Source organism: endosymbiont GvMRE of Glomus versiforme (assembly GCF_003546845.1).
This window is the reverse complement of record NZ_NWVA01000009.1, coordinates 341,648-354,956: the sequence shown is the minus strand read 5'-3', so window position 1 is coordinate 354,956 and position 13,309 is coordinate 341,648. Positions and strand designations below refer to the sequence as shown.

Genomic DNA, 13,309 nt, shown 5'->3' with positions numbered 1-13,309 from the left:
GAGAATAATTATAAATCGAACTAATTTCAAAGAAAATTTTTTACGGAACATAATTACAAAAATTTAGATCCAAATTAGTTAAATTTTTTCTATTTTTTTCATAATAATAAGAGATTTATTTTGATATACTACCATCGATAACAATATTACTTTGTCTAGTTGTATTTTTTTTGGTTTTACTTAGTAACATATGGAATAATTTAGCTGCTATCAAAATCATGGTCGTTATTATTAAAAAAAAAGAAGCTTTTTTGAAAAGTTGACCGTAAAATTTCTCACGATATTTATTCTTTTTGTTATTGCTTTGTGACATTTTATGTCTTAAAAGTTCTAACTCAGCAAAACTTTCTTCACTATCTATTTTTAGTTTTTCATCACTACTTAGCATAAAATTAAATTCTTGTTTAATTTTTTCTTTAAATTTAGTTAAAATATGCTTTCTAGCGAGTTTTTTTTTATTTTTTATTTCCTCTTCAGTCTTTATATTTTTAATATCTTCTTTAAATTTTTCAAAAGGATCGTTAACATCTAGTTTCAAATTATTCGCTTTCCTTAATCAATTATCAAACTTTTTACAAGCATTAAATTGTAATCCTTCATTTTTTTCTTTATCACCTAAATTGAAAAGACGATTATTAAGCACATTGATGACTTTTTTTACTTGACTATCTTCTCTAACATGAGTAGGAAGAACTCCTAATTTTTTAATAAAGAAAGTAATTTCCTTATTTGAACATTTTCTAGCTTTGTCTAAAACATCAGAAAGAGATTTTTCAGCTCGTTTATTCTTTATTTCTTGGATAATTTGCTTTTTAATGTTTTTTTTTTTACCAGGATCTAGGTTTTTGTAATTCTGGAGATAATTACGATATTTAACATCGAGCTCATTAATACTAATTGGAGGAAAAAAAATATTCAAAATATCTTGTATATCTTGTATATCTTGTATATCTTGTATATCTTGTATATCTTGTATATCTTGTATATCTTGTATATCTTGTATATCTTGTATATCTTGTATATCTTGTTTATCTTGTTTATCTTGTATATCTTGTATATCTTGTTTATCTTGTTTATCTTTCAATAACATAGATAAAAGAAATACTTTTTCTTCTTTAAAGATGTCTAACAAACTATCGGTTCCATAATTTGAATAGAAACTTTTTCAAACAATAATAGTTCCTTTGTCAATAAAATCAGATAAAGAAGAAATCAAATAAATAATTTGCTCGCAATGTTCATCTTTTAAAATTGCTTTGCTAGGTGAAAGGTTAAGTAAAATTGATTGTCTTCTAATATCATCAATAGCTGAAATAGTACTTTTTATATTATCATAAAATTCCTTATTGGCAGATTCTAGAGAACGAATAAAAATTTTTCATTCCTTATCTCATTTTTCAATACTATTTCTAATAGAAAGGCTTAAGAAGTAATCTTTTCGATGGCAATCACCACTACCGCATAACTTTCAATTTTTTAAACGCCCATCGATATTTTTATGTTTTTTTTTGTAATTACACAAAGGACAACCATGACTTTCACAATACATACCTTCTTCAGTTTCGATTAAAGCTTGGCATTTTAATTCAAATTTATCTTCCTTCTGAAGAATTACTTCGCATCTTTTAGTTTCTTTCATATCAATATCATTGATTTTAACAAATGTTTTATCTGCTAGCAAGAATCTTAGTTTTATTATCTATTGTCTCCTGACGCATTAAAAAAAGATCAAGACAAGATTCACTCTAACAAATCTTTTAACGTTTTTCTCTTTTAATAGATTTTTAGCAAATTTTTATTAATTAATGGAAAAGAATTTTTGAAACATAATAATCAAAAAGTTATGTTGCAAAGGTTACATACAACTCTATAACTCATTAAAAATTAGTTATATGGTTCGCATTAGTAATAAAGAAATACCTGACAAAAAAAACATTCGGGCTGGTCTAACCAATATTTATGGTATTGGGTGGTCGACCGCGGAAAAGATAATTAATAAATTAGGCATTGGTAATAGTAAAAGAATTCGTGATTTGTCCGAAACAGAGATCAAGTCTATTAGCGAAAAAATCAAACAATTTTCTATCGAGGGAGAATTAAAAGAAAAAATCCAGAAGAACATTAGTGAGCAAATCAGTCTTGGTACTTATAAAGGATTAAGGCGTTCTCGTAGACCTAACCCCTTACCAATTCATGGGCAAAGAACTCGTCATAACGCTCGCACTGCTAAAGGACACAAACGAATAACTATTGCTAATAAAAAGAAAGCTCCCACTCCGAAATAATTTTATTAAGTGTTTTTTTTATTATTTTAATAATAAAATGATATATGCTTAACTCGCCTTATTCAATATAAAAATAATTGGCCTCAATGGTTGAGATTAATTTCATTCATTTTTTTACTACTTTCTAAGCATTACAAAAAAGGCATCTTTTTATTATCTAGACAAACTATGATAACTAACAAACCAAGAGCTAAATTGATAAGAATCTTGTAACAATTTCAAGTGAGTAAGCGAAGTAACTTTTACAGATTAGTCTTGGTGCTTTTTCATGTTTTTCCTCACCAACTAATAGATTGCTATTTATTCATTACTAGTAAACTGATTCACCTAATTCTGATTTATCAATACCTTCTTCCTCATCCTCTTTCTTACTCCTAAGTGATAGACCTGGAGTTATATTCATGATCAACAAAATCGCAGCAGTTATTAAGAGGCTGTAAACTATTCCAACAACTGAAGCAGTGAATTGGTAAATAATTTGCATCCAATTACCATCCAATAATCCTCCAGAAATGTTGATGTTGTCTAAGGCAGCAATTGATTTTTGAGCAAAAATTCCAGTCATTAAGTTTCCTATAAAACCGCCAATACCGTGTATTGCAAAAACGTCCAATGTATCATCATAGTCAAAAAAGTATTTTAATTTTACAGCGAATCTACAGGACGCAGCAGCAATAAATCCAAATATAACAGAAGAGGGAATGCTAACGTAACCAGAGCCTGGGGTTATAGCAACAAGACCAGTAATAGTTCCTGAGCAAAATCCTAGAATCGATAACTTTTTTTTCGTTCTATAATCAAAAAACATCCACGTAAGTCCTCCAGATACAGCAGCCAAATTTGTTACGGTACATGCTATAGCTGCACGTGAATTAGCACCTAATGCAGAACCACCATTAAATCCAAACCATCCAAACCAAATCAAAAATGTGCCAAAGGTGGCATTTATAATGTTTTGTGGTTCAATTTCTTTGTTTTTTTCATAACCATGGCGCCTGCCGATAATGATAGAATAAACTAGAGCTGCAATTCCTGAAGAAGTATGAGCAGGAATTCCTCCTGCAAAATCAAGACTGCCCAATTGGTAAATCCATCCATTCGGATTACAAGTCCAGTAGGCAATAGGATCATAAACAACAGTCGTCCAAATAAATATAAACACTATCGAGGGAACGACACGATCTCGTTCAACAATTGATCCAAAAATAAATGCAGGTGTAATCGCAGCAGACATTCCTTGATAAATAGCAAATATTATACTCGGGAGGGAATCAGTTACCGGCGATGGGTGATCATCAACCCCTATAAAAAATGCATTATCTAAGCCGCCGATGAATGGATTTTTTTTTTTGTTAAATACTAAAGAGTAACCTATCATCCACCACTAAAAAAAAGACAAAAAAAATATTATATGAAATGCTTAATGTAGATAGTTATTTTAAAAAAACAACTGAGAAAACCACACCTGAATCGATACGATAGCTAATGATAAAATGCTTAACACGATAAACGATAATGCATTTTTGTCACGAACCATTCCACTATAAAAAAAACCAACTCCTGGAATCATGAAAAATACTAAAGATGTTGAAACAAGCATCCATGCTATGTCTCCAGAATCATAGTTGTTCCCAATTCCTTCAAATCTAAAATCCACTGCAGAAGTATTATTTGACATTTTTGTATCTGAAAAAACTCAAAACAGATCGTAAAAGTATTTAAATTATGATCTGAGTTATTTGCTTCTAAAAAAAACGAAATTTTTGTTGTGAATTGCAAAATTTTATCAAAAAAAGTCTCTTGATCTAAGCGCATACAAAAATTAATAAAGACCTCTTAAATAACTCTAGTTGCTATTAAAAATCCTGAACAATATTATACTCTTTTTAGCAAATTTATATTACAATAAAATTAAATTGTCAAAGCGTAAATTAACACAAAGAGGACAATCAGTTTCAATCTTTTTTTAGATGTGTTTCAAATGTTATACACTAAACTATAAAATTAGTAATATGTCTCGTTCCTTAAAAAAAGAATTATTCATTAATCCAAAATTAAAAAAAAAAATTGATGAATACAACAAGAAAATTGCTGAACTTTTGAAACAAGGTGATGAACAGAAAGAAATAGATAAAATTTATAGTAACCCTATTAAGGTCTGAAGCAGATCTTCCACTATTTATCCAGAAATGATTGGTTTTACGATTGAAATTCATAAAGGTAAAGGTTTCACTAAAAGACAAATTACTCAAAATATGGTTGGGCATAAACTGGGTGTTTTTTCTCCTACTAGAAAAACTGGAAAAAAAGGAAAAGCAGGAACTCATTAAAACCAAATTGTTCTAATTAAACTCTCAATCTTGCACTAAATAATTCTTTTATGTGGTGAATAATATTATTAATAATTATTTCTATTTCTTTATTTTCTAGTGTTTTTATTTGACTTCTAAAAATTAAATTAAAAGATACTGATTTTTGATTTAATTTTTTCATTTCAACACTTTGATAAATGTCAAATATAGTTATTTTTTCTAGATAGCTTCCTCCTATTTTTTTTATTTCTTGCGTAACTTCGTTATAGTCAATATTATTAGAAAGTAAAAAGGATATATCTTTTTCACTAGCCGGAAAGTTAGAAATAGAATGATAGGACATCAAAGGTGGAAAATTTTTGAGATAACGGAATATTTTGCTTAAGGATATTTGAGCGACAAATATAGTATCGTTTATTTGGTATTTCTTCAGGATCTGAGAATTAACTTGGCCAAAAAAACCTATTTTTTCTCTTTCTAAAATTATTTCAGCACTTTTGATTGGATCTAGGTAATCTAAAAAACTAGAAGAAAAATGAATTTTTGAATTAATTAAACAAATTTGAAAAATATTTTCTAATATCCCTTTTATCCAATAAAAATCTATGCTATGAATTAATTGATGCAAGGGTTGGTTAACTATTTTACCAGTTCCACTCAAAACAAGCAACTCTTCACTTTGAGAATAATTATAAATCGAACTAATTTCAAAGAAAAATAAGTTTCTGTTTCCATGCAACAAATTGTGCTTTATTATTTTCAAGTGACTTGAAATAATCCCTTGTCGATAGTATTCATGATAACTATTTTTTGGCGCTAATAATTGACAAAACTTGTTAATTGATGGATAAACAAAATCTCTTCTTTCTTCTTCTGAAACCAAAGAATAAGTAACAACTTCCTGTCATCCATTATTAGTTAGATAAGTGTTAACTTTCTTCTTTTCTGACTCATATTCATTGTTATCATTATCAAAAAGAACGACTTTGTCACTAGCATAAAAAGAACTGTTTAATTTATTAAAACCATAAATTCTCAATAATTCCTCTAACAGATCTTCTGGGCCATTGATATCGAGGCGATAAAAAGGAATAGTTATTTTATAACTATTCTCTTTTTCTTGATAGGGAAATTGCAATTGTTGTCAAATCTTTTCAATAGTTTTCTTAGAAATTTTCTGACCAACTTTTTTTTCAATGAACTTTTGGCTAATAATAACGGATTTTTTTCTTTCTTTCTTTTCCTGATAAGCAAAAATCACTCCTGAGTTTAAATCACCATTATAGGTTTTAATGATAAGTAAAATGGCTCGACAAATTATTTGTCTGGGTGGTAAAGTCAAATTTGCCTGTTGAACGAAGGAATCTTTAATAAAAACAGACGTATTTAAGGGTTGAGAAGTTCTTTTAATTTTTTTTGGACTAAAAGAGACACATCCGATAATAATATTTTTCGTTTGTGTAGTCAAAGACACTTCTTCAGCGTTAATAAATTTTTCTCCTGTGCTCATTACAATGTCACTAAAACCTAGAAATAATTCTTTTTTTTGAGAGACGCTAACATTTTTTTTACTAACATCGTGGATAATGTTCAGCTTCTTATTCAAAATATCATAATCAAAAATATGAAAACGATACCCAGTTTCTAACATTACTAAATTAACAGCATCTGTTATATTGTTGACAGAACAAATGCCATTTGCTGCTAACCATTCCTTTATTCATGAGGGGCTTTGTTTAATTTTAATGTTTCTTATTAAACCCAAAAAAAAACCATGACAATCACTGGTGTTAATCACTATTTTTAGCTTTTTCTTGCTTTCGTTTACAGCTGGAAAATCAATCAATTTGGCTTTACAATTTAATAGAATTCTTATTTCATGAATAATACCTCGTCAAGATAACAAATCATTTCTATTAGGAAAGGGATTAAAATCAAGATAATAACTCTTTTTCTTTTTAACTATTTTTAATTCTATACCAAAATTGACCAACTTTTTCTCTATTTTTTTGGGGGAATATTTGGATAAATAAAGATGTTCTTTTATATATTTTCAGGGTACTGAGATCATACACTTTTTTGTTAGATTTTTAAATATCTTAAAGAATTAAAAATTATTTCTATGATTATCAAGTTAATCTAATTTTACTAAAAATAACTCTTTGTTAGAGATATATTACAATGTTAGAATTAAATGTCAGTATTCTAAAATCTAAATCTCTTAGATAGTAAAGGTTTAGAGGAAAATCAACTGACATTGATTATTGGTAAAGTAATAACTTATTAAAAAGTTAAAGTTAAAATTACATTTTTGATAGTCGTAACTCTTACGTTAATTGGTTTTTAGATAATATTCCTAGTTTGCAAAGTTTAAGATTTTACATCTATACAAAATAGTATGATATCGAAAATTATGTTCTAAGTAAAGTCACTATAGTCACTATAATTTAAGAAAAAATAATCACAAACGCATCAAGTTATTACTTTTATCATTAATATAAATATAAATCAAATGTTTTCCTATTGTCTTGTTTTCTTGTTTAATGATAAAAGTAATAACTTATTCTATCTTGCATGATTCAATACAAATTTAAAGAAAATAACATAAGTCTTAGTCTTTAGGAAATCTAATAAGAAACAACAAAGAAATTTATAACAGATCTAGAATAGAACTGAGTTACCTTATCAACTTCTTATGGTTCCTCTACAAATCTTGTTAAGGCTATCAAAAATTAATTACGCTTAATAAATGCAATTAGCTAGACTATTCTCAAACTAAACAATTAAACAATAACCGTGAAAGTACTATTTTTAAAAAAATCAACTCTTAATTAAAAACTTATTGTCTTTTTATCATATTCAAACGTCAATCAAACAAAACAGCATATTTGTATTATATAAAAGGAATAAAATAATCAAATTATTTTTTAAAAAGCAAAATGTATCTCAATTTTATCAACTCTTTAACCCTTGTTATTGTCTTAATTTTTCTAAACTCTTCGGCCGCTGAACAACCTGCTTCCATCGTTCCTAAGGCCGAACCCTATAATAATATGTTTTGTTCTGTCAATAAAAATAATCCCAACGATCCTAACAATGCTCGCTGTGATAGCAAATATCCTACCATTATTTTTAACTGTTCATATAGAAACAATGGTGTAAGGGTAGATGCACAATGTCCAGATGGTTATCTGTGTTCTCCATTTTATAAATCAAGTGATCTTTTTTGCGGAAAAATTTACAGCGCCTAGTTTGATATATAAAATTACTCATGAGCCAAAGTTGAAATTTACGGCGTTTTTTTTAACAAAAAGTCATAAAATTATTTCCTAGATCTTTTATTTAAAGGCAATTTAATTTCTTGCCTTTAGCTCAATATTTTTTCTAAAAGTCTAAAAGATTAATCATAATTACATAGTTCCCCTGGAGATTTCGAACAATCAAAATACTTCTGATTTAAGTTAAACCTACGTTCAGACCATTAGGATAAGCATATAACTAAGATCTTAACAAATAGTCTTTATTAGCTGTCTTACATAAACTTTAATAAAGCATATGGTTTAGTTTAACCCTTTTAAAATAAATAAATAATAAATAATATAATAAACTAATTCATTTTATCATTTGTGAATAATAAAAATATCTTGAAAAAATAAGTTAATGAGAAAAAAAAAAATAATTAAAGAGCATTTAATAAAACCTGATTTAAAATATTCTTCAGAAAATGTCAGTAAATTGATTAATAAGATAATGAAAGATGGAGAAAAAAGAAAAGCAAAGAAAATAGTTTATCAAGCTGCTCAGTTAGTTGAGAAAAAAAATTCTTTACCTTTCTTAGATGTTTTAGAAAAGGCGCTAGCAAATATTAAGCCTACTCTAATAACCATAAGTCGCAAATTTGGAAGCCTTAAACAGCGAATTCCAGTAGAGATTAAGGGACGACGTTCTATCAAATTAGCTTTGAAATGATTAATAGAAGGGGCTAGAAAGAGAGGATCAAACAAACCTATGTCTGAAAATCTAGCTGAGGAGATAAAAGATGCTTATAATAAATCTGGAGAAGCTTTTAAAAAAAAAGAAAACATTCATAAGGAAGTAATGAGTAATATGACTTCCACTAGCTCTTTGAAAATAAAATAACGATAAAAGAACTAATCATTCTTTAAAACTTTCCCTGTAATTTTACTGATTTATCATAAGTTATTAAGAACCTTCTATCTTAAGTTTTTCGTCTTCTAAAGCGTGGATAATCATAACAAAGAAAATAAATTAATATTATTCGGAACGTGGTCCAATGATACGATTCTTGGTTTGGGACCAAGCGACACAGGTTTGATTCCTGTCGTTCCGACCATTATTTACAGTTATCATTATAAATTATAATTATACATTTCGAAATTTTAAAGGCACATGAATTGACTAACTTTTGGTTTTCCTATCAATATTTGATTATTTATTTTTCTGCTGATGGGTTCTTTTATATCTGGATTTTTTGCCTGTTTTTTATGAATAAGTAAAAAAATAGGAAAACTACAAAAAATCATGAAAAATCCTTACAAAGTAGATAAGTTACTTAAAGATCCTTTTTTACAAAAACAGCTGGAAGATTTGAAAAAAAAGATAGAGGGTGAATTTTCTAAATAAATGTAAAATGTAAAAAAATAATTAGCTTTAAGATTTGTGTTACTGAAGTTATATTTCAAGATCTTATGTTTTTATAAACATTCATTTGCCTTCATTTTTAATGATTGCAATTTAAAAGTAGCACCAGCAGGAAGACAAATAAAATTATTTTATTAATGATCGTTTCTAATAAACCGCGTGGCACTCAAGATATATTTCCTCCTCGTTCTTTCTTATACTATGAGATTCAACAGATTATTACAAAAATACTTCGCAAGAATAACTACTGGCCAATAATTTTTCCCACCTTTGAATACAGCGGATTGTTTACTACTTCTTTGGGTTCTACCACTGATATTATTCATAAGGAAATGTATACTTTTTTAGATAAAAAAGGTCGAGAATTAGCATTGCGACCTGAGGGAACCGCTAGCACAGTGCGTTTGGTTTGTCAAAATAAACTAATTAGAGAAGGTTATCCATTGAAACTATATTACTGGGCTAATATGTTCCGCTATGAGCGACCTCAAAAAGGGAGATATCGAGAGTTTTGGCAATTAGGAGTAGAATTAGTTAATGCTCAAGGGGTTATCGCTGATTATCAAATATTAAAACTCGTTTCTGATATTTTAATTGGTTTAGGAATTAAAGACTTTGTTTTTAGCTTAAACTATTTAGGAGATAAAGAAATCAAAGAAAAATATAAAAAAGAATTAGAAAGATTTATTAAAAAAAATAATCCTGATTTATGTGTGAATTGTTATAGTCGATATAAGACGAATCCTTTGCGGATACTAGACTGTACGTCATGTAAAAGTGAAAATATTTACCCTTCTTATAAAGATGTTTGAAGTAGTAAAGATAGTGATCACGTAAATGAACTTAATTATTTTTTAGACAAATTTAATTTACCCTATCAGTATGATTATCGCTTAGTAAGGGGATTAGATTATTATACCGGATTAGTTTTTGAAGTTATTTTGAATCAAGAAAAAGCCCTGGTGGGAGGAGGGAGATATGATAAACTTTATTTCGAAATGGTAGACAAAAAGATACCAGCTCTCGGTTTTGCCTTTGGAATCGATCGCTTAGTAGATTATTTAGAAAATAAACAAGTATTAAAAATTGACAGTCAAATTGATATTTTTTTCTTAACTCTCATCTCTAATGCCTACCATGATATACTAGCTTGAAAATCGGAATTAGAAAAATATCCTTTAATAGTGGATTATAATTTGAAAATTACAAAACTGAAATCTCTGTCAAAAATTATTGATCGTTATCAACCAAAAGTATTAGTCATATTAGGAGAAAAAGAACTAAAAAATGGGAAAATTATTGTAAAAGATTGTCTAAAAGAACAAGTTTTTTTTGTCAAAAGAGAGAACTTGACAAAAAGAATAATTGAATTATTTTCATTAATTTAGGCAAAAAACTCCCGCAAGAACTTAACTAATATGCGTCGAATTTTTATCATTTTTTTTACTTAAGTCTTGAATTGAAAATTTCACTCTAATCATGTTAATTATAAACTTAGTCATTCCTCCTCAAAAATTTAGTAAATGATTACCAACACTTCTTAAATTAAAAAACTTCATGAATGCTAATATAGAAAGACACATAAATAAATTAATGGCTCAATTTTTTTTTATATAGTTTTTTAATTCCTGAGCGCTTAGCAATTGTTTTCGATGCAAAAATTCAGTAGATAAATTAGAACAAAAAGTAGAAAGATACAAAGGAATTGTTCAAAAAAGGAGATCAGCATTTTTCTTAAATAAGTGATTATTTTTATCAAAAAAGGCAGGGTGAATAGGGAGAAAAAAATTAAATAATAACATCATAAAAGTGTTAAAGAGTTTGTAGCCCGTTTGTAGTACTATTTCTTTGTTAATTTGTTCTTTCTCCTCTACGCTTAAGTAAAGATCTTGAGATCTTTCGATACTTTTTTCTTGTAACATTGTTGTTTCCGAAAAACTAACTAGAATCAAAAGAAGTTCGATTATCGTTAATTTAAAGATAATTTCTGAAAAGAGAAAACTGTCTAATTTTAGTCATTTACTAAATTTTTGAGGAGGAGAAATGATGAAGAATTCCAATGGATCATAAAGCATCCTTTGTCATCAATTTCTTCCATCGTTTAGTTCAAAAATCTCTAGTCTGTTACTCTTCAATTCCTTTTCAATATTTTTAATAGTGTTTGTTTTTTCTTTAAAAAATTTCTCACGATAAACTCTAATTATTTTTTTTAGTTCTTTCTCCTCTTCTTCGCTACGATTTGTCTCTTTCAGCTTTTCTATTTTCTCCAAGTATTTGTCAAATTCTTTCGTTTTAGTTCTTCATAGATATTTACACTTAGTTTGTTTTTTTTTTTCAATTTGCTTTAAAACGTCTTCCTCAATTTCTGCTATACTCTTTTCTTCTGGATTGTTAAACCATCCAGAATTATAGTATTTGTTAGTTTTCTCATTGTGAAATTCTATTTTTTCGTCTTTTATTGCTTCATAATAACTTGTGCATCTAGCATAAGAGACAAATCCAGTAATTCAATAAAAAAAAATAATTAAATAAAGTATTCGCAAAACATTCCTAATCAAATTTACAACTACCTTGATTTTTTTATACACTATTATATAATTTTTTTTCATTCCCAATCGTATTCCCAAAAATTAAACAAAACAAATTATTCAAATTGATCTGATTGGTAGAAAAATCACTATTTAAATAATGATGGCGAATAATAATTACTAAATTATAGTGAATATGATTAACAGATGTTCAACAACTATTGTTATTAAGCTTCAAGTAGCGAATAATAATTTCACGAATCTGCCTCTTAAACTTATTTCTTTTGACACTAAAGGATTTTTTTTTATTCTTAAAAGATCCTTTAAGCATTTTTTTAGGAATACTAATGCCGAATTTACAATTGTTTAGTGAATTTTTAGTTGCAAACACAAGAAAGCTAGAGTTGATTAATCTTTTTTTACTCTTGTCCTTAATTATTGCTTGAAACATCCAATTTTTCCGCAAACGATAAGGTTTTCACAACATCATCATGTTTATTTGACATGTATTTTATAATAATACTAAAAACAACATAGTAAAAAGATTATTATAGTACATACAGTAATTTTATGAAAAGAACTTACCAACCTAAGAAAAAAAAAAGAAAACGTAAGCATGGCTTTCTTTTCCGTATGAAAAAAAGTCATTCAATAATCACTTTCCGTCGGTCTAAGCATCGATGAAAATTAACAGTTTAAACAAAGCTAATGATCAAAAATAACGATGAGATTTTTAATTGTAAATTAAATTTTATATGAACCAAAAAAGATATAAAGTAAACAAAAACGATACTAATAAAAAGTTAGACAAAAAAATTTTTAAGAGAATAAGTGACAAGTTTCATGAATACTGGAAATGTTTATTTAGATTGATAGGCATTTATATTGTCGCTTACTTATTTTGATTCTTTATAATAGTGAAACATGGTAAGAGACTTACAAATAAATACAAGTTAAATGGTAATGTGTTGTGATTTACCATTATTATGATTTTAATTCAAGGGCTTTTATTTAGTCTAGATGGGTTCGTTACTGCTTTATTAAAATCTCCTTTCAATCAAATGTGTTTCGCCGTTAATAAAACAGAAGGAATATCAGATAAAAAAAAAGACTTTATAATTACTAAAGCTACCGAGTCAAATGAACATTGCAAAGAAACGTTAAAAAAATTTGGGATAATAACAATTGCCACTGAATTGTTTAAATCATTTATTAAATCACAAAAGGAAGAAAAAGGTACTGATTGAGAAGAATTAATGGTTTTGAGTTATTTGGTTCCAATATGTTTTGCTGCTTTTGACATTTGATTAATTTATCAAGAACTTCAAAAAATGAAAAGATCAATAAGTTATTAACTACTCTACTAAAGATAGAGAATTTTTTAATAGACTTAATATCTTTCTAGAAATCATCATTTTGAGGTTATCTTTGAAACATCACAATTTTTTGTGGCAAAGAAGTATAATTATCTTGATATTTGGTGGCAGAAACGCTATTAATTGAAGCAAAAGCAAATATTTTA

The 13,309-nt window shown here is 27.5% G+C and carries 11 protein-coding genes, 1 tRNA gene and 1 pseudogene; 8 read left to right on the top strand and 5 right to left on the bottom strand.

The window, feature by feature from the left end; translation table 4 throughout:
• Positions 1-115: 115 nt before the first annotated feature.
• A complete protein-coding gene (locus GvMRE_RS14175; RefSeq protein ID WP_216361648.1) occupies positions 116-1,681 on the bottom strand; it encodes a hypothetical protein in 1,566 nt (521 codons plus the stop codon).
• Between the two features lie 211 nt (positions 1,682-1,892).
• On the opposite strand from GvMRE_RS14175, the gene GvMRE_RS12270 reads away from it, so the two are divergent.
• Complete coding sequence (locus tag GvMRE_RS12270; protein WP_172575417.1) at positions 1,893-2,285, top strand: ribosomal protein uS13; 393 nt, start codon at positions 1,893-1,895, stop codon at positions 2,283-2,285.
• A 310-nt stretch (positions 2,286-2,595) separates the two neighbouring features.
• Here GvMRE_RS12270 and GvMRE_RS12265 read toward each other — a convergent pair.
• Positions 2,596-3,885 (bottom strand): annotated as a pseudogene (locus tag GvMRE_RS12265) (ammonium transporter).
• A gap of 412 nt (positions 3,886-4,297) precedes the next feature.
• Between GvMRE_RS12265 and GvMRE_RS12255 the strand changes: the two are divergent.
• Positions 4,298-4,615 (top strand): ribosomal protein S19 family protein, encoded by a 318-nt coding sequence (locus GvMRE_RS12255; protein ID WP_147411524.1) that lies wholly within the window; start codon positions 4,298-4,300, stop codon positions 4,613-4,615.
• Between the two features lie 16 nt (positions 4,616-4,631).
• On the opposite strand, the gene GvMRE_RS12250 is transcribed toward GvMRE_RS12255, so the two are convergent.
• Positions 4,632-6,668: a phenylalanine--tRNA ligase subunit beta-related protein gene (locus GvMRE_RS12250; RefSeq protein WP_147411523.1), complete on the bottom strand. Its 2,037-nt coding sequence runs from the start codon at positions 6,666-6,668 to the stop codon at positions 4,632-4,634.
• Positions 6,669-8,257: 1,589 nt separating this feature from the next.
• Here GvMRE_RS12250 and GvMRE_RS12245 point away from each other — a divergent pair.
• The 4 genes from GvMRE_RS12245 (at position 8,258) to hisS (ending at position 10,647) form a co-directional block, all read left to right on the top strand.
• Positions 8,258-8,737 (top strand): small ribosomal subunit protein uS7, encoded by a 480-nt coding sequence (locus GvMRE_RS12245; RefSeq protein ID WP_147411522.1) that lies wholly within the window; start codon positions 8,258-8,260, stop codon positions 8,735-8,737.
• 140 nt (positions 8,738-8,877) lie between these two features.
• Positions 8,878-8,951 (top strand) — tRNA-Pro (locus GvMRE_RS12240).
• Between the two features lie 56 nt (positions 8,952-9,007).
• Positions 9,008-9,241, top strand: a complete 234-nt coding sequence (locus GvMRE_RS12235) for a hypothetical protein (protein ID WP_147411521.1) — start codon at positions 9,008-9,010, stop codon at positions 9,239-9,241.
• Positions 9,242-9,396: 155 nt separating this feature from the next.
• On the top strand, positions 9,397-10,647 hold the full coding sequence (hisS, locus tag GvMRE_RS12230) for a histidine--tRNA ligase (protein ID WP_147411520.1): 1,251 nt from the start codon (positions 9,397-9,399) through the stop codon (positions 10,645-10,647).
• Positions 10,648-10,668: 21 nt separating this feature from the next.
• Here the strand turns inward: hisS and GvMRE_RS12225 are convergent, their stop codons facing one another.
• Together GvMRE_RS12225 and GvMRE_RS14580 are read right to left on the bottom strand one after the other, a co-directional pair.
• Complete coding sequence (locus GvMRE_RS12225) at positions 10,669-11,847, bottom strand: hypothetical protein (RefSeq protein WP_147411519.1); 1,179 nt, start codon at positions 11,845-11,847, stop codon at positions 10,669-10,671.
• A complete protein-coding gene (locus GvMRE_RS14580; RefSeq protein ID WP_425451147.1) occupies positions 11,840-12,274 on the bottom strand; it encodes a ribonuclease P protein component in 435 nt (144 codons plus the stop codon). The genes GvMRE_RS12225 and GvMRE_RS14580 overlap by 8 nt, the downstream gene beginning before the upstream one ends.
• A gap of 83 nt (positions 12,275-12,357) precedes the next feature.
• Between GvMRE_RS14580 and rpmH the strand changes: the two genes are divergently transcribed.
• Both rpmH and GvMRE_RS12210 read left to right on the top strand, forming a co-directional pair.
• Positions 12,358-12,486 (top strand): 50S ribosomal protein L34, encoded by a 129-nt coding sequence (gene rpmH / locus GvMRE_RS12215; RefSeq protein WP_147411517.1) that lies wholly within the window; start codon positions 12,358-12,360, stop codon positions 12,484-12,486.
• Positions 12,487-12,542: 56 nt separating this feature from the next.
• Positions 12,543-13,142 (top strand): hypothetical protein, encoded by a 600-nt coding sequence (locus tag GvMRE_RS12210; protein ID WP_147411516.1) that lies wholly within the window; start codon positions 12,543-12,545, stop codon positions 13,140-13,142.
• The last annotated feature ends 167 nt before the right edge of the window (positions 13,143-13,309 follow it).